Annotated in this window: 20 protein-coding genes; 8 read left to right on the forward strand and 12 right to left on the reverse strand. The window is 37.8% G+C overall.

Going from position 1 to position 17,032, the window contains the following annotated elements; translation table 11 throughout:
* The first annotated feature begins 75 nt into the window (after nucleotides 1–75).
* A complete protein-coding gene (locus ASG01_RS03320) occupies nucleotides 76–504 on the forward strand; it encodes a hypothetical protein (RefSeq protein WP_055859862.1) in 429 nt (142 codons plus the stop codon).
* A gap of 56 nt (nucleotides 505–560) precedes the next feature.
* Here the strand turns inward: ASG01_RS03320 and ASG01_RS03325 are convergent, their stop codons facing one another.
* Entirely contained in the window at nucleotides 561–1,838 is a 1,278-nt protein-coding gene (locus ASG01_RS03325) for a replication-associated recombination protein A (RefSeq protein ID WP_055859865.1), read from the reverse strand.
* Between the two features lie 180 nt (nucleotides 1,839–2,018).
* Here ASG01_RS03325 and yidD point away from each other — a divergent pair, with 180 nt between their 5' ends.
* Entirely contained in the window at nucleotides 2,019–2,243 is a 225-nt protein-coding gene (gene yidD, locus ASG01_RS03330; RefSeq protein WP_055862128.1) for a membrane protein insertion efficiency factor YidD, read from the forward strand.
* A gap of 435 nt (nucleotides 2,244–2,678) precedes the next feature.
* On the forward strand, nucleotides 2,679–3,524 hold the full coding sequence (gene lgt / locus ASG01_RS03335) for a prolipoprotein diacylglyceryl transferase (protein WP_055862131.1): 846 nt from the start codon (nucleotides 2,679–2,681) through the stop codon (nucleotides 3,522–3,524).
* Here lgt and ASG01_RS03340 read toward each other — a convergent pair.
* Nucleotides 3,521–5,032, reverse strand: a complete 1,512-nt coding sequence (locus ASG01_RS03340; RefSeq protein ID WP_055859868.1) for a bifunctional ADP-dependent NAD(P)H-hydrate dehydratase/NAD(P)H-hydrate epimerase — start codon at nucleotides 5,030–5,032, stop codon at nucleotides 3,521–3,523. The two genes, lgt and ASG01_RS03340, sit on opposite strands and share 4 nt — an antisense overlap.
* A 104-nt stretch (nucleotides 5,033–5,136) precedes the next feature.
* Here ASG01_RS03340 and mscL point away from each other — a divergent pair, with 104 nt between their 5' ends.
* Nucleotides 5,137–5,526, forward strand: coding sequence for a large conductance mechanosensitive channel protein MscL (mscL, locus tag ASG01_RS03345; protein ID WP_055859871.1), 390 nt, complete (start codon nucleotides 5,137–5,139; stop codon nucleotides 5,524–5,526).
* A gap of 49 nt (nucleotides 5,527–5,575) precedes the next feature.
* Here mscL and ASG01_RS03350 read toward each other — a convergent pair whose 3' ends face one another.
* Together ASG01_RS03350 and ASG01_RS03355 are read right to left on the reverse strand one after the other, a co-directional pair.
* Nucleotides 5,576–6,535, reverse strand: a complete 960-nt coding sequence (locus ASG01_RS03350) for a D-2-hydroxyacid dehydrogenase (protein WP_055859874.1) — start codon at nucleotides 6,533–6,535, stop codon at nucleotides 5,576–5,578.
* An 81-nt stretch (nucleotides 6,536–6,616) separates the two neighbouring features.
* Complete coding sequence (locus ASG01_RS03355; RefSeq protein WP_055859877.1) at nucleotides 6,617–7,018, reverse strand: hypothetical protein; 402 nt, start codon at nucleotides 7,016–7,018, stop codon at nucleotides 6,617–6,619.
* A gap of 233 nt (nucleotides 7,019–7,251) precedes the next feature.
* On the opposite strand from ASG01_RS03355, the gene idi reads away from it, so the two are divergent.
* Both idi and gcvT read left to right on the forward strand, forming a co-directional pair.
* Nucleotides 7,252–7,767 carry an isopentenyl-diphosphate Delta-isomerase gene (gene idi / locus ASG01_RS03360; RefSeq protein ID WP_055859881.1) on the forward strand — a complete coding sequence of 172 codons (516 nt, stop codon included), beginning with the start codon at nucleotides 7,252–7,254 and terminating at the stop codon, nucleotides 7,765–7,767.
* 38 nt (nucleotides 7,768–7,805) lie between these two features.
* Nucleotides 7,806–8,882 carry a glycine cleavage system aminomethyltransferase GcvT gene (gene gcvT, locus ASG01_RS03365; protein ID WP_055859884.1) on the forward strand — a complete coding sequence of 359 codons (1,077 nt, stop codon included), beginning with the start codon at nucleotides 7,806–7,808 and terminating at the stop codon, nucleotides 8,880–8,882.
* Between the two features lie 71 nt (nucleotides 8,883–8,953).
* Here the strand turns inward: gcvT and ASG01_RS03370 are convergent, their stop codons facing one another.
* The 7 genes from ASG01_RS03370 to ASG01_RS03400 form a co-directional block, all read right to left on the reverse strand.
* Entirely contained in the window at nucleotides 8,954–9,307 is a 354-nt protein-coding gene (locus ASG01_RS03370; protein WP_055859887.1) for an arsenate reductase family protein, read from the reverse strand.
* A gap of 166 nt (nucleotides 9,308–9,473) precedes the next feature.
* Complete coding sequence (gene rny / locus ASG01_RS03375; protein ID WP_055859891.1) at nucleotides 9,474–11,042, reverse strand: ribonuclease Y; 1,569 nt, start codon at nucleotides 11,040–11,042, stop codon at nucleotides 9,474–9,476.
* A 222-nt stretch (nucleotides 11,043–11,264) separates the two neighbouring features.
* On the reverse strand, nucleotides 11,265–11,552 hold the full coding sequence (locus tag ASG01_RS03380) for a cell division protein ZapA (RefSeq protein WP_055859893.1): 288 nt from the start codon (nucleotides 11,550–11,552) through the stop codon (nucleotides 11,265–11,267).
* Nucleotides 11,552–11,854: a hypothetical protein gene (locus ASG01_RS03385; protein WP_055859896.1), complete on the reverse strand. Its 303-nt coding sequence runs from the start codon at nucleotides 11,852–11,854 to the stop codon at nucleotides 11,552–11,554. Before ASG01_RS03385 ends, ASG01_RS03380 begins: the two co-directional genes overlap by 1 nt.
* Nucleotides 11,855–11,995: 141 nt before the next feature.
* Nucleotides 11,996–12,778, reverse strand: a complete 783-nt coding sequence (locus ASG01_RS03390) for a porin family protein (RefSeq protein WP_055859899.1) — start codon at nucleotides 12,776–12,778, stop codon at nucleotides 11,996–11,998.
* A gap of 3 nt (nucleotides 12,779–12,781) precedes the next feature.
* A complete protein-coding gene (ubiE, locus tag ASG01_RS03395) occupies nucleotides 12,782–13,513 on the reverse strand; it encodes a bifunctional demethylmenaquinone methyltransferase/2-methoxy-6-polyprenyl-1,4-benzoquinol methylase UbiE (RefSeq protein ID WP_055859902.1) in 732 nt (243 codons plus the stop codon).
* Nucleotides 13,510–14,079 carry a DUF1206 domain-containing protein gene (locus ASG01_RS03400; protein WP_055862135.1) on the reverse strand — a complete coding sequence of 190 codons (570 nt, stop codon included), beginning with the start codon at nucleotides 14,077–14,079 and terminating at the stop codon, nucleotides 13,510–13,512. Before ASG01_RS03400 ends, ubiE begins: the two co-directional genes overlap by 4 nt.
* Nucleotides 14,080–14,180: 101 nt before the next feature.
* Here ASG01_RS03400 and ASG01_RS03405 point away from each other — a divergent pair, with 101 nt between their 5' ends.
* Nucleotides 14,181–15,248, forward strand: coding sequence for a 3-oxoacyl-ACP synthase III family protein (locus ASG01_RS03405; RefSeq protein ID WP_055859904.1), 1,068 nt, complete (start codon nucleotides 14,181–14,183; stop codon nucleotides 15,246–15,248).
* Between the two features lie 70 nt (nucleotides 15,249–15,318).
* Nucleotides 15,319–16,524 carry a metallophosphoesterase gene (locus ASG01_RS03410; RefSeq protein ID WP_055859906.1) on the forward strand — a complete coding sequence of 402 codons (1,206 nt, stop codon included), beginning with the start codon at nucleotides 15,319–15,321 and terminating at the stop codon, nucleotides 16,522–16,524.
* Here ASG01_RS03410 and ASG01_RS03415 read toward each other — a convergent pair whose 3' ends face one another.
* A complete protein-coding gene (locus tag ASG01_RS03415) occupies nucleotides 16,525–16,992 on the reverse strand; it encodes a hypothetical protein (protein WP_055859909.1) in 468 nt (155 codons plus the stop codon). It abuts the gene before it with no gap.
* Nucleotides 16,993–17,032: the final 40 nt, after the last annotated feature.

Raw genomic sequence — 17,032 nt, forward strand, 5'->3', positions numbered from 1 at the left:
CTATGATTAAATAATTGATTTGTGAAAATAATTTTTGCGTATATTTATCACGTTAAACATATCATATCCTACACTATGAAAAAAATCCTCTATACACTTTTGATTTTCGCTTCTGCAACCGTTTTTGGGCAGAAAAGTAATACAGTAAAATTTGCAGTGGCAAACAACGCGATCGGTACGGTTAATATGTTTGAAGCCAACAAGCAGTTTATCCAAAGCATGCATGTCTATAAATCAGCAGCAACCTTACCACAAGATCTGAAAAAATTCAGTGATATTTCTGACCGGGGATTGGCTGAAATAAAATTTAAAAAAGATTTCGGTACGCTGGATTTCCTTTCCGCAGGTTCACTGAACGAACAATATAAATTGCCGAAAGATCAGCCTGTAATGGTTGAAGGTTATGAAATTCCTTCCGATACAAATATCTTCGCAGAGATGATAAAAACTGCTGAAGTAAAAGATGTAAACGGCAAAAAAATGCTATTCATTTCAGCAAAATAGTTTTAATTGTTAATTGTGAGGCGCGGAAAATTCCTTTGGAATTTTCCGCGCCTTCTTTAATACTTATCGTTCCACTTCTTTTTCAGCTCTTCATAAATTTTTTTTTCCACTGCATTATTTCCCGGCTGATAAAATTTCTGATCTTTAATTTCTTCCGGCAAAAAATCCTGATCAACAAAATTTCCGTCGAAAGAATGAGCATATTTGTATTCTTTACCATAATCTAGATCTTTCATCAGCTTCGTCGGCGCATTTCGCAAATGTAACGGAACCGGAAGATTTCCTGTTTTTTTGACAAAAGCCAACGCCTCATTGATTGCAGAATAAGTGGAATTGCTTTTTGGAGAAACTGCAAGATAAACCGCAGTTTCACTTAGTAGAATTCTCGATTCTGGATTTCCGATCACATTCACTGCCTGAAAACAGCTGTTTGCAATAACCAGTGCATTCGGGTTTGCCAATCCGATATCTTCGCTTGCTAAAATCAACATTCTTCGGGCAATAAATTTAATATCTTCACCTCCTGCGATCATTCGGGCAAGCCAATAAACAGTTCCGTTGGGATCACTTCCTCGCATCGATTTTATAAACGCAGAAATAATATCATAATGCTGCTCGCCGTTTTTATCATAAAGCGCCATCGTTTCCTGCAAAACCGAAAGTACATCTTCATTGGTAATTTCAATTTTTCCGGAATTTTTAAACTGACCCAAAACAAGTTCAACCGAATTGATCAGTTTTCTTCCATCACCACCTGAATACTGTATTAAAGCTTGTTTATCGGCAAAAGAAAAATCAGTTTTTTCGTCGGCATTAAATTGTTTTAAAGCAATATCTGCAAGTTCTTCCAATTTTTCAAAAGTCAGTTGTTTTAAAATATACATCTGACTGCGTGATAAAAGCGCCGAAACCACTTCAAAGCTCGGATTTTCTGTGGTCGCACCAATTAAAACAATCCAGCCTTTTTCTACTGCGTGCAATAAAGAATCCTGCTGAGATTTATTAAAACGGTGAATCTCGTCTATGAATAAAATCGGCGATTTTCCGGAAAAAAGATTCTGCTTTTTAGCATCTTCAATCACGTCGCGCACATCTTTTACCCCTGAAGAAACGGCAGAAAGTTTAAAAAATTTACGCCCGGATTTTTCAGAAATAATCTCAGCAATGGTCGTTTTCCCAGTTCCCGGCGGTCCCCAGAGAATCAACGAATTAAGACTGTCGTTCTCAATCATCTTTCGTATCGTTCCCGTTTTTCCGGTAAGATGTTCCTGTCCCAAAACATTATCGAGAGATTTCGGCCGAAGTTTTTCTGCTAAAGGTATATTATGATTCAAAATATCAGATTTTAAGATTCCCGGTAATAAAAATTTTGACTTTAGAAATTTTGACTTTAGAAATCGGACAAAGTAATTATTTCCTTCGCCTTCATTACCGGAAAGAACAACAAATTTAAACTAATTTCAAATTTTTTAAACTACTTTTGCACTGTTTTGAGGCTTACTTTCAACAAAATAATTAAATTTCCGCTGGTCGTTTTAATTAAAATTTACCAACGGATGATCTCGCCGCTGCTTCCGAAAAACTGCCGCTACGAGCCGACCTGTTCTGCGTATATGTTGCAGGCTTTAGAAACGCACGGTCTTTTTAAAGGTTTTTGGCTTGGTACGAAAAGAATTCTTCGCTGCCATCCTTGGGGAGGAAGTGGCTACGATCCGGTTCCACCCCGCTCAGAAAATTAATTTTACAAAATTATGAATAGATTTTTTATCCGATTTTACGTTGTCGTTTTTGCTTTGCTTGCGCAGTTTGTATTAGCGCAAAATTATCCGCAAGGCTTATCAGACGGTACTTTGAAAGTAAATGAAAGCCAAATTCCTGTAAAAATTTATTCTACCACCGACTTCGACAGTCTTCAGAGTTTTTCACTTTCAAAAAGGGGTGGCGATAATAATATTGTGATTTTAAACAAGGTAAATATTGACGAGGCACATTACGTTAGTAGCTCAATTGTTTTAAGTAATTTCAAATCTTCAGGCTATCAGTTTTTAGATAAAAATTACAACAAAATTGAAGATCAGGTAACAAAAGAAAATGTTGATGCTTTCAAATACGCTGTAAAAATTCCAAAAACGATCACAGAAAACGAAAAAGTTTCGTTAGAAACCAAATTTAAAATCTGGGATCCTTCTACAGGAATTCACATTGGCCCCATCACCATTCACTATTACAGTCTGATGTTTATTTTGGCTTTCGGGATCGGTTATTTCCTGATGCACAAAATGTTTACAATCGACCGTGTAAACATGAAATATCTTGAACCACTTTTCACCTGGACACTTATCGGAACCATTTTGGGCGCGAGAATGGGTCACGTTATTTTCTATCAGCCTGAACTTTTCAAAGAAGACTTCTGGAGCGTGTTTTTACCGATCAGCACAAAAAACGGAATTAAATTTACCGGTTTTTCTGGTCTTGCAAGTCACGGAGCAACATTGGCCTTAATTCTTACGACGCTATATTACTCATTTAAAATTATTAAGAAAAATCCTTTCTGGGTATACGACCGTCTGGGAATTGTCGTGGCAATTGGTGGTGCATTTGTGCGTTTCGGAAACTTTTTCAATTCTGAAATCATCGGTAAACAAGTTGATGAAAATTCTCCGTTTGCATTTCTCTTTCCGCAGCAGAGCAGCGAATACGGAATTACGGTTCCGCGTTATCCAACCCAACTTTTCGAAGCTGCTGGTTATATTGCGCTGTTTATTCTACTTTGGGTTTTGTATAGAAAAACTGATAAAAAATATCAGCAGGGCTGGCTTTTCGGCTTATTTTTCATCATCCTTTGGGCAGTACGTTTCTTCGTAGAGTTTCTTAAAGAACCACAAGGTGACGAATTTATCTCGTTTGCGGGGTTAAATACGGGTCAGGTTCTCTCCATTCCTTTCATGATCGCCGGAGTTGCCATTATGATTTATTCTAAAAACAACCGCATCGAACCGGAAGTTGACAAAACATTTTAAAGTTTTTTAGTAACCTTTTCATTTAATTTTTTGAAAACACTGCTGAGTTCGGCAATCACGTCGCTCGGCAGCATCGTTTCGTGGGAAAGTCTTTCTGCAGCTAAATCGGCAGCCGTTCCGTGCAGCCAGACACCAAGAAGGGCAGCGTCATTTGGCGTATAATTTTGCGCTAATAATGAAGTGATAATTCCCGTCAGAATATCACCGCTTCCACCTTTCGCCAACCCGGAATTTCCTGTAACATTATAAAAAACTTCTTTTTCCGGTGTAATGATCTGCGTATGATGATCTTTGAGAACGATCGTAATATTAAAAAGCTCAGCCATTTTTCTTGCAAGTTCGAGACGTTCAAATGAGTTCGAAGTTTTTCCGAAAAGCCTTTCAAATTCTTTCGGATGAGGGGTGATGATCGATTTTTCTGGAATAAAAAGCAGATATTTTTTATCTGAAGCGAGAATATTCAAAGCATCAGCATCCAAAACAACAGGTTTAATATGATTTTTCAGAAAGAAAAAAAGTGCTTTTTCTGTTAATTCATCGGTTCCTAAACCTGGACCAAGTCCAAATGTTGCTTTTTCATCAAGATAAATCTTTTCTACAAACCAGTTTCCCGCACCTATAAACATGGCTTCCGGACAGGAGACCTGCAAAATGTCACTGCTTCTACTCGACGACTGCGTTACAACCAAACCGGCGCCCGATTTCAATGCTGAATGAGTACATAAAACTGCGGCGCCCGTTTTACCAAAACTTCCTGCCACCAACATTACTTTTCCGAAAGTGCCTTTATTCCCAAATTCGTTTCTTGGTTTAAAGATTTTTAAAATTAAATCTTCACCTATTAAACTATAATCTGAATCATTTTCCTGTAAAAATTTTTTACTGATGCCGATATCCAGAATCTGAATGTTTCCTGCAAATTTTCCGCATTCGGGATGAAGAAAACTGCGTTTCCAGAATTGAAAACTTAGTGTAAAATCTGCTTTAAAAATTTCTTCAGTGTCTTCGCAAGGAAGATCCGCAGACATACCGGAAGGAATATCAATTGATATTTTTGATGTTGAAATTTTATTGAGCGCTGATATTACTTTTGAAAGTTTTTTATTGATTTTTCCTGTGAACCCTGTTCCTAAAATTGCGTCGACAATTAGGGTTTCCGCAAAATCAAAATGGTCAGCTTCACTAAAATCACGAAGATCAACGCTAGTACCACTAAGCTTATCAAGATTTATTTTAGCATCATCAGAGATCTTTTCTTTACTATGATCATGAAAAACAAATACTTGAAAACCTTTTTCACAAAGCATTCTTGCTACAGCAAAACCGTCTCCGCCATTGTTACCTGAACCACAAAATACCGCAATCTTCTGAAAACTCTTTATTGATTTGACAAGCCAATCGTAACTAGCCTTCGCGGCGCGTTCCATTAAATCTGCAGAAGAAATCTGCTCTTCCTGAATGGTCTGTCGGTCTGCTTCACGAATTTTTTCGGCCGGATAAATCTTCATGCAGTTATTTTATCTATATTTAGCATAAAAATACGAGGTTCCCGCGAATGAAATGTATTTTATGAAAAATTAAAACGTTAAAAACACTTAAAACAAACAAAACTATGGGTTTCATTAAAGAATTTAAAGAATTTGCCGTGAAAGGCAATGTGATTGATCTGGCAGTCGGTGTTATTATCGGTGCTGCATTCGGCAAAATTGTTTCTTCATTGGTAGAAGATGTGATTACGCCGCTACTTTTAAATCCTGCTCTTGAAGCTGCAGGAGCCAAAAATATTCAGGATCTTGCATGGAAAGGTGTGACATACGGAAACTTTCTCGCCGCAGTTATTAATTTTCTATGCATCGCCATCGTACTGTTCATGATGATAAAAGGTATTAACAGACTGACGAAACCCAAAGTAGCACCGGAACCCGCACCAGCAGGCCCCACGGATGATCAGAAAATTCTGATGGAAATTCGTGATTTGCTTAAATCGAAAAACATTTCATAATAAAAAACGCCGCAAACTTTGTTTGCGGCGTTTTTTATTTATTTTAAATCTACTTATTTTTCAACAGATTCATGATTTGCTCGGCAAGTGACAATCCGATTCTGTCTTGCGCTTCAAGCGTCGCAGCTCCTGTATGTGGTGTAAGCGAAATTTTCGGATGATTGAGAATCTGATTATCCGGTGTTGGTTCGTTGATAAAAACATCCAAACCAGCAAAACGCACTTTCCCGGAATCTAAAGCCTGCAACAAAGCCTTTTCATCGATAACGCCACCGCGCGAACAATTCACAATTGCCACGCCGGTTTTCATTAAAGCAAATTCATCTTCACCAATCATAAAACCATTTTTCTGCGCAGGAACATGCAAAGTAATGAAGTCAGATTCCTGCAGAACTTCCGCTAAAGGCTCGGTTTCAATATCAACATTAATATACTGGTTGTTGTAAAACTTTACTTTAATGCTGGCTTTCCCAACATTGTTATCAGCGGCAACCACGCGCATTCCTAATCCGAGGGCGATGCGGGCAACTTCCTGCCCGATTCTTCCCATACCAACGATGCCGATGGTTTTTCCGCGAAGCTCGATGCCGGCAGTATACGCTTTTTTCAGAGAAGCAAATTCGGTATTACCTTTTAGAGGCATCTTTCGGTTTGAATCCTGAAGAAAACGTGCACCGGAAAAAAGATGAGCAAATACAAGTTCAGCAACAGATTCAGACGAAGCCGAAGGTGTATTGATGACATGAATACCTTTTTCACGCGCATATTCGACATCAATATTATCCATCCCGACACCACCACGACCAATAATTTCTATTGAGGGACAAACATCAATGAGTTCTTTGCGAACTGTGGTTGCACTGCGTACCAAAATTATTTTAATCTGATGTGTGTTGATAAATTCAGGTAAATCTTTCTGATCCACTTTTTGTGTAATCACTTCAAAATCCTGAGCTGTAAGTGCATCAATTCCAGACTGATCGAGACCGTCATTTGCTAAAATTTTCATTTTATTTCTTATTTAAAAACAAAAGATTTAAAACCAAAACAAAAAAAATTCTTTTGCCTGATTTTAAATCTCTCGTAAAATTTAATCTTTAAAAACTTCAATATTCACCTGCTTCTCAATGAGGTCAGTGAATTTCCCTTTGTATCTTGTTGCTCTTACGAGATGATTATCAATCCAGTGATAATTTCCGCCGCGCGGTTTTCCGCACAGAATACTGTGATATTTAAAACCGTTTTTATCAAGCCAATCCTTTGTAATCTGCTTCAGATCTTCAGTACGAGAAGTAAAAAAACAAATCTGATGACCTTCATCGTACCATTTGTTTATCGTTTCAAGCGCATCGGGAAAAGGCATGCAAGTCATCATTCTTTCAGGTTCTTCATTCGGAATATCATCGGTAATAGTTCCGTCGATATCAATTAAATAATTCTTTACGCCGTTTTTCAAAACCGGGCTGATATGTTGTTGGTAATCTAGCTCCATAGTTTAAAAATAATAAGCTGCAAAGCTACGTAATCTCAAAACACGAATAATATTAATTTAATTTTATCTTAGATAATCCAAAAAATCAGTAATTACATTATATCGCAAATGCTTCTTCGGTAAACAATTCGCAAAGATGACATTTTTTTTATTTTCAAAATAAGATATAACTACTTTAAAATTTCACTCTAAAAAATTTTAACCAATGGCGATTAAAACTTAAATTTGTAAGAATGGAAGAATTTGTAGTATTGGTGAATCCTGACGATCAGGTTTTGGGTCTCATGGAAAAACAGCAGGCGCACCAAAACGGACTTCTGCACCGTGCTTTTTCGGTTTTCCTTTTTAATAATAACGGTGAAATGCTGCTTCAGAAAAGGGCTTCCGGAAAGTATCATTCGCCGGGACAGTGGACAAATGCTGTTTGCTCACATCCCCGGGAAAACGAAGATTACCTCGATGGCGCTGCTAGAAGACTTCGCGAAGAATTGGGAATCGAAACAGATTTAAATCACAAATTTTCTTTCATTTATAAAGCCGACGTGGGAAAAGGACTTTGGGAACATGAGCTCGACCACGTTTTCACCGGTATCTATAATGATGCTTTTCAGCTTGATTCTGCTGAAGTTGAAGAGGTGCGGTACATTTCTCCAGCTGATCTTGATACAGAGATGAAAGAAAATCCTGAAAATTTCACAGAATGGTTTAAAATCATTCTTGCCGAATACAAAGATCATTTAGACAAATAAAAATTCAGACAATCCAGAAAATTTAACAATAAAAATATATGAAAAAAACAGCTTTGTACGATAAGCACGTTTCTCTGGGAGCGAAAATAGTTCCTTTTGCAGGTTTTGATATGCCTGTGCAGTACTCGGGCGTTACCGAAGAGCATTTTGCCGTGCGCGAAAAAGCAGGTTTGTTCGACGTTTCTCACATGGGACAGTTCTTCATCGAAGGCGAAGGCGCCAAAGAACTTTTGCAGTACGTGACAACCAATAATGTGGATGCTCTTGAAAACGGAAAAGCACAATACTCTTGTCTGCCGAACGAAAACGGCGGTATCGTTGATGATCTGATTGTTTATAAAATGGATGATCAAAAATATTTTGTCGTAGTAAACGCTTCAAATATCGATAAAGACTGGAATCATATTTCTAAATTCAATACGTTTGGTGCGAAAATGACCAATGCTTCAGATGAGATGTCTCTTCTTGCTGTTCAAGGCCCGAAAGCGACAGAAATTCTTCAGAAACTTACTGAAACTAATTTATCTGAAATTCCTTATTACCACTTCACGGAAGGAACTGTTGCCGGAGTTAATGATGTGATTATTTCAAATACTGGCTATACTGGAAGCGGTGGCTTTGAGATTTATTTTAAAAATGAAAATGCCGAAAAACTTTGGGATGAAATCTTGAAGGCTGGAGAAAGCGAAGGCATGATTCCTTGCGGATTGGCTGCCAGAGATACTTTGCGTCTGGAAAAAGGTTTCTGCCTTTATGGAATGGATATCGACGATACAACTTCACCAATCGAAGCCGGACTTGGCTGGATCACCAAATTTGATAAAGATTTTGTCTCAAAAGATACTTTTGCGAAGCAGAACGAAGAAGGTGTGACGAGAAAACTGGTTGGTTTTGAACTGACAGAAAAAGGCGTTCCGAGACATGATTATCCGGTGGTAGATGCCGAAGGTAACGTTATCGGAAAAGTTACGTCAGGTACGCAGTCACCGATGAAAAAGATTGGTTTAGGCATTGCTTATGTTGATAAGCCGCATTTTAAACTGGGAACGGAAATTTTTATTCAGGTGAGAAATAAAAATATTCCGGCGGTAGTGACTAAAATGCCTTTCGTATAAGACATTAAAATCATCAAAAACAAAAAAAACCACAGAACTATAAAATTCTGTGGTTTTTTATTTCTTTAAAACTAATTGCCGTTGAAAAAGGCTCTCAGATTATCGATATTTTTTTTGTCGTTTCCTACGAAAATCTCGTTGTCGGTAAGAAAAACAGGTCGCTTCAGGAATGTGTAATGATCAAGCAGTAACTCTTTGTAATCATCTTCTGTAAGGGTTTTAGGATCAATTTCGCGAAGTTTAATCTGAGTAGATTTCTTGCTGAAAATATCTTCGTACGAGTTTGTAATTTTATGCATGGCCTCCACTTCTTCTTTGGTGATCGGCTCTTTTTTAATCTCACGCATTTCCCAGCCGCGCAAATCAAATTTAGCTATAATCTTTCTGCAGGTCTCGCAGCTATTGAGGTAAAAAACTTTTTTCATTATTTAAAGTCGCTATTTAACAATTGTATAAATCCCAAACGGATATTTTGACAATATACCATTTTTTTTCATTAAATTCATAATTTTTAGCCTTAAATTTTTATTAAATCATAAAAAATCCTTTCAAAATAGGTTTGAAAGGACTTTTTAATTGTTTTAAGCTTAATTATCTTGCGATATTCACTGCACGAGTTTCACGGATAACGGTTACACGAACCTGCCCAGGATAAGTTAATTCATTCTGAATCTTCTCAGAAATATCGTAAGAGAGCTGCGAAGCAATCTCGTCATTTACTTTTCCGCTTTCCACCATTACTCTCAATTCACGACCGGCCTGAATCGCATAAGCGCTGGAAACACCTTCAAAACTTAAAGCTGCCGCTTCCAGATCCTTCAGTCTCTGAATATAAGATTCTAAAACCTGACGTCTTGCGCCCGGTCTTGCGCCGGAGATCGCATCAGCCACCTGGATGATCGGAGAAAGTAAAGACGTCATTTCTACTTCGTCATGGTGAGCGCCAATCGCATTGATTACTTCAGCATTTTCACCATATTTTTCTGCCCACTGCATTCCTAAAAGTGCATGTGGAAGTTCAGATTCCTGTTCTGGAACTTTCCCGATATCATGCAAAAGACCTGCTCTTTTCGCTAATTTTACATTTAAACCTAATTCAGCAGCCATTGTCGCAGCGATATTTGCCACTTCTCTCGAGTGCTGAAGAAGGTTCTGTCCGTAAGAAGAACGGTATTTCATTCTACCGATAATTTTCACCAATTCCGGATGAAGACCGTGAATACCCAGATCGATTATTGTTCTCTTGCCCACTTCGATGATCTCTTCTTCGATCATTTTTTTGGTTTTCTCTACAACTTCCTCTATTCTTGCCGGGTGAATTCTACCGTCGGTTACCAAACGGTGAAGTGATAATCTTGCGATTTCTCTTCTCACAGGATCAAAACAAGATAAAAGAATCGCTTCCGGAGTATCATCAACGATAATTTCAACTCCTGTCATGGCTTCCAAAGCACGGATATTTCGTCCTTCTCTACCGATAATTCTGCCTTTCACTTCATCAGATTCGATATTGAATACCGAAACCGAGTTCTCAATCGCCTGCTCTGTCCCGATTCTCTGAATGGTCTGAATAACGATTTTTCTCGCTTCACTTTTAGCATTCAGCTGAGCTTCTTCCATAATGCTCTGTACGTGTGCCTGCGCTCTAGATTTTGCTTCTGCTCGCATACTTTCAACCAACTCTACTTTTGCTTCTTCAGCAGTGTAATTGGCGACTTTTTCGAGCATTTCTACTTTTCTCGCAACCGCAGTGTCAAGTTCCTGCTGTTTTTTATCTATAATTTCAGACTTTCTTGCGTAATCTGCGATCTGACGGTCAAGGTCTTTTTCAAGTTTACCTGTCTTATTCAGATCATCATTTAATTTATTTTCTTTGTCTTTGATTCGCTTTTCTGCGTCCTGCATTTTCTTTTCGCGAGTCTGGATATCGGCGTCATGCTGAGATTTCAGTTCAAGAAATTTTTCTTTTGCCTGTACGTTTTTCTCTTTTTTAATAGATTCTGCCTGCACATTAGCCTTTTCGATAAGATTTTCAGCTTGTTTTTTGGCATCATCTATAATAAATTTTGCTTTGGTATTAAGCGAACTTTTAGAAAAAAAGATTCCGAAAAGTGCTCCTGCGACCAAACAAATCACGCCTACTATAATGGGTGTTATCATATATATTGAGTTTTAATTGTCCTGTTTATTAAATAAAAAAAGCCTACAATAATTCAGTGATATAGAGTAAACTCCTAATCAACACGATTTGAACTGATTTCTATGGTCTGTAATCCGGCAGGCCGGCGCGCCATTCCATAGACATTTGTCCGGTAATTGTTTAGCGTTGAGTTTACCTTTAATGTGTTAGAATTACTGTAGGCAGAGGTTTTGCGGCGAGTATTACTCAGCTGCATCATCCAGCATTTGATTGATCTTTTTCAGACGCTCATTTGCCGATTGTATATTTTTTTCGTTGCTCAGAGAAAGCACTTCAGCATTGGTTCCAAGTTTCAGGGCACACATGGCGATCGCATCCTGCTTATCTCTTACATCAAAATTCTGTTCAAAATCTTTAATCATATTTTCTATCTGCTTCCCGACCTTGCGCAGTGTTTCTTCTTCTGCTGCAGGTACATTCAGAGGATATATTCTTCCCGCGATGTTGATGGTTATTCTCCTTACCTCCATTACAATCCGCTGTTTTGAAGCTGTGCAATACAAAAGTCTACTTCTTTCACCAATCTGTTGATGTGGTTTTTCATAAGTCTGTTGTGCTCAGGATTTCCTGATATTGCTGAATACAATTTTATACTTTTCTGTTCTTCTGCTAAAACCTGATTTTTTTTGCGCTCCTCAGCATATTTCTGCTTCATCTCGCTGTGATCCTTATCCAGTTCTTCGTAAGCTTCCCGAAGCAGCTGATTTTTTTTCTGCAAGGCCAAAATCTTTTTTTCAAGCTCTGAAAAATGGTTTTCTAACTCTTGTAGCATTTCAGGTTTATAATTATTCTAACTATGAGCAAAAGTAGGAAATTATTAACATTAATAAAAATAAAAATCCCTGTATTTTGAGTAGTCAACAAAAAAGGAGACGCATCAGCATCTCCTTTTTATATCTTTCTTTTTTATGGTTTATTCAAATTTCAGAACGAACATGAATGCTCTTGTCTGAAGGGTAGAAATCGCGGCAGACCAGTATGGTGGCGTTGTAGGATTATCAGCAACAATCTCATTATTCATGAAGAAAGTTCCTCTCACGCCAGGCGTAAGTTTAAATTTATTAAAGTAAAACTGTACCCCAACTTCCGCAGACCAAGCAAAATTATGCGTTGTCGATCTGAAAACCTGCTGCTGATTGTCTTCTGTAGAACTTGAGTTTGACTGAAGATTGACAATGTAATTTACACCCGCTGCAACGTATGGTCTGGAGTTATACCAACGGTCGCCATGTAGTTCCAGCAAAACCGGTACATCTACCAATGTTGATTTAATCTCTCTTATGCGGTCTTTTTCTGTAAGCGGAATAGGCGTAAACGGTGCATTGGTAAGCGTTCCGTTTTGATAAAAATCGTTAGACTGCGTATTGAAAATAAGCTGTCTCTGGCCAAACTGCAAACCTGGTTCTACACGCACATCAAGATTATCATTCAATCTGAATTTCGCGATAAGACCTGCTCCAAAACTATAGCTTTCTTTTGTCTGAACCAAAATATTGTTGCCACTCATACCATACGTCGGATCAAAAACGGTGTGGTAATCAAGTCGGTTTCCATTCAGATAAAAACCCCAGCTGAAAACCTGCTGATCAAAACCTTCCAGCTTATCCATACGGTTTCTTGTTCTGAACTGAGCATCTGCGAAAACAGCAATATTTACGGAGGCTAAAACCAGCGCTTTTAATAGAAATTTATTCATAGGTTATTTTGTTGCTTTATAAATTGTGGCAATTCCAAAACTCAATTTTGTGTATTCTACTTTTCGGAATCCTGTGTCTGAAAGAATCTGTTTCATTTTTTCGCCAAACGGGAAAGCATTTACAGAATCCGGCAGATACGTATAAGCGCGGTTGTCTTTAGAAACCAGCCTACCGATTGCAGGAAGTATATTTTTAAAATAAAACATATAAAACGGACCCAAAAATCCCTCTACTTTAGAAAACTCCAGAATGTAAACACTTTTGTTTTCCTTCACCACTCTTCTCAGTTCCGCAAGACCTTTTTGCAGATTTTCAAAATTTCTCACTCCAAATGCAACGGAAACAGCATCAAATCTATTGTCCTCAAAAGGCAGATTTTCTGCATCTCCTTTTTGCATCGAAATTTTGCGGTCTAAATTAAGTTTTTTTATTTTATTAATGCCAACATTTAACATTTGCTGCGAAAGATCAAGCCCTACCACATTGGCCTGGGTGCCCTTTTCGACTGCGATAGCTAAATCTCCCGTGCCCGTTGCAACGTCTAAAACTTCCTTCGGTACATCGGTTTTCATCATGCGCACAAGCTTATTTCTCCACAGCACATCGATCTTCATCGACAGTGCATGATTCAGAAGATCATACTTCGGCGCTATATTATCAAACATATCCTCTACCTGACTCTTCTTGCTCGTTTCTGAGTTGTAGGGCGTTACTTTGGTGATATCTTTTGTCAAAACTGGTAATATTCTTTGTAATAATTAAGGTAATCCTGCTTTCTGAAAATCTTCGTGCGCGATTCTACCTTGTCTATATTTTTGATTATCTTATCATAATCTTCGTTCACGTTATAATAAAAATCTTCTGTATAAAGTTTGTTGAAATGTTTCGGGCCGCCATAATAAGGTTTTCCGTCGATCATCACTTTATCCAATGCCAAAAGTAATGAATCTTTCTTTACGTTGTAGCCATAAAACTGGCGGTTTATGTAATAATCCTGATGTGCGATATTCAATAGACCACGCTGTCTTTCAACATTAAAGGCAGAATCGTACAGCATTTTTTTGTTTCTGTCGAAAACCTGAATCGTATTTTTGCCTTTTTTCACATCCACTTTTACCGACTGTCCGGCAGCAATGATGCCTTCTGAGCCATTATTTATTTTAAAATAATAGGTCTGCGGCGTAGGATTGTCTACGAGATAATCGTTCCGCTTTGCGAGGTATATAAAATAAACTCCGAAAGCGAAGATACCGAGTGCGATAGCGATAAGTAAACCTTTCAGCGACGGATTGTTTTTCATGTGTGGTGAAACCAATTTTTGCAAATTTAATAATATTTTTAATTCTTTCTTATTAATATTAATCATTAACTTTGCCTCTTCAAAAAAAATCATTTACGCGAATGCCGAATACGATCATTATTGGTTCTGGCTCTTATATTCCTGAAAGAGTTATTGGTAGAGATTACTTTATGAAAAGTGAGTTTTTTACTGATGAAGGCGAAAAAATCGATAAACCTGCTGAAGAAATTATCTCAAAATTTGTAGAAATTACCGAGATCGAAAACCGAAGATATATCAGCGATGATATGAGCAATTCTAAAATCGGTTTTGAAGCTGCTAAAACGGCCATTGAAGACGCAAAAATAAATCCTGAAACATTAGATTACATCATCTACGCCAGCAATTTTGGTGAACTTGGCCCTGAAGGAAACGCTAATTTTATGCCCAATATGGCAGCGCGCGTGAAAAATCTTTTAGGAATTACCAACAGAAAATGTGTCACTTACGATATGATTTTCGGTTGTCCAGGTTGGGTGGAAGCGATGATTTTGGCAAATAATCTCATTAAAGCTAAAGCTGCAAAAACAATCTTGGTCGTTGGTGCAGAAACATTAAGCCGCGTTACAGATCCTTACGACAGAAATAAAATGATCTTTGCTGACGGCGCCGGTGCAGTAGTTGTACAGGCAACCGAACAGGAAAATGTAGGAATTATCTCGCACAATACGATTTGCGATAACGGTCCTGAACTCGAATACCTTCGAAACGGCGGAACCATCAACCCGAATGTGGAAGATAAAAAACTCTACATCAGAATGCTCGGTAGAAAAATTTACGAATATGCGTTGAAAAACGTTCCTGCCGCAATCAAAGAAACCATCGACAGCGCAGATCTTACCATGGAAGATATCGACAAAATTTTAATTCATCAGGCAAATGCAAAGATGGATTACGCGATGATCGAGCGTCTGCATAGGCTTTACGACATTAGAGAATACGATCATGCGATCTCTCCAATGACCATTCAAAGCTTCGGAAACTCTTCTGTAGCCACGATTCCTACAATGTATGATTTGATAATTAAAGGAAAAATGGACGGTCAGACGTTTAAAGAAAAAGGAAATATCGTGATGACATCTGTGGGCGCGGGAATGAACATTAATGCGATAGTTTATAGATTTCCGTAGAGGGCTGCCAACATCATAAAAAGTTTAAAGCACAAAGAAATTTCTTTTGTGCTTTTTTTAAAAAAATACAATGCGAAAAAATATTTTAATTATTGCAGCGATTTTTCTGCTGCTAGAATTTTACATTTATCAGGCAATCAAAACAATTTCTGGCAATGTTTGGGTGCGTGGCGGTTATATTTTAATTACTGTAATTATCTACGGAATATTTGCCTATGAGGCATTAAATTTTCAGCGTACGGACAGAAGTACAACGCGCGCGCAGATTATGTTTTCGCTGTTTTTAGTGTTCATTTTGCCTAAAATTTTCATCGCATTATTTCTTCTCATTGATGATATCGTGCGCTTGATTTCGTATTTCTTTGGCGTTTTCAAACCTGAAACCAATCATTTTCCTGGCAGAAGAAAATTTTTGAGTTTACTTGGATTGGCTTTTGGAGGCGTACTTTCCGGACTTTTCATAGACGGAATTGCTTTCGGAAGGTACCGGCACCGGGTGCGAAAAGTAAAAGTGAAGATCAAAAATCTTCCGCAGGCTTTTAAAGGTTATAAAATCATTCAGATTTCCGATGTGCACAGCGGAAGTTTCTCTGATCCCTCAAAACTGCAGCATGCGATTGATTTAATAAACGAACAAAATGCTGATCTTATCCTGTTCACGGGTGACATGGTCAATAATGTGGCAGAAGAATTTAAACCTTTCATTCCGCTTTTTTCTAAAATAAAATCTAAAGACGGCAAATTTTCTGTTCTCGGAAATCATGATTACGGTGATTATGTAGACTGGAAATCTCCTCAGGAGAAGAAGCAAAATCTGGAAACACTTGTTTCTTACGAAAAAGAAGCTGGCTTTACGATGCTTAGGAATGAAAATGTAGCGATCAATAAAAACGGTGAAAAACTTTATATCTTAGGCGTTGAAAACTGGGGTTTAAAACCTTTTCCTCAATTCGGGAAAATTGACAAAGCACTTGAAAATGTTCCGCAAAATGCGGCAAAAATCCTGATGAGTCACGATCCTACACATTTTGATTACGTCGTGAAGAAGCATCCAGCCGACATCAGTCTTACGCTTTCCGGGCACACGCACGGAATGCAGTTTGGGCTCGATTTGAAAAATATCAAGTGGTCGCCGGTTCAGTACAAATATCCGAAATGGGCAGACTTATATGAAAGCGAAGGTAAATTTTTGTATGTAAACCGTGGTTTTGGCGTTCTGGCGTATCCGGGAAGAGTGGGTGTTTTACCGGAAATTACGCTGTTTGAGTTGAGCTAATTATTTCTCAAAAACAGTAGTCATTGTCGTTTTGCCGTTGATGTAATAGATTTTTCCTTCTGCCCGATCAGAAATATCGAGATGTTTGTTCAGCTGATCAATCAGTTTGATAAAGCCATTTGTCGATTCCTGATCAAAATAAAAAAGACCGTTTAAAGATATAATTTCCAAGCCGTGCGAAGTTTGCTTATAACCGTAAGCACCATTTCGGAAACTCACTTTTAAAATCTCAGAATATTTAATTTCAATCTCAGATTTATTATTTTTAAATCTAAAACTGTCGTCAGTATATTTAAACTCACCTGAGTTCGCATGCTCAAGATTTATTTCTTTTTCAACATCATCATAACCTCCAGCTTTACTATATAAAAGTTTGGAAATGAGAAAACAAAGGGCAACAAAACACAGAAAAATAATCAGAAAAGGAACATTTTTATTTTCAAAACCAACGATAATTAAAAAGCACACCGATGAGTATAAGTGAAACAGCAACAGTTCCTGTAAGCGC

Origin of the sequence: Chryseobacterium sp. Leaf180, from assembly GCF_001424585.1 — a bacterium.
GTDB lineage: Bacteria > Bacteroidota > Bacteroidia > Flavobacteriales > Weeksellaceae > Chryseobacterium.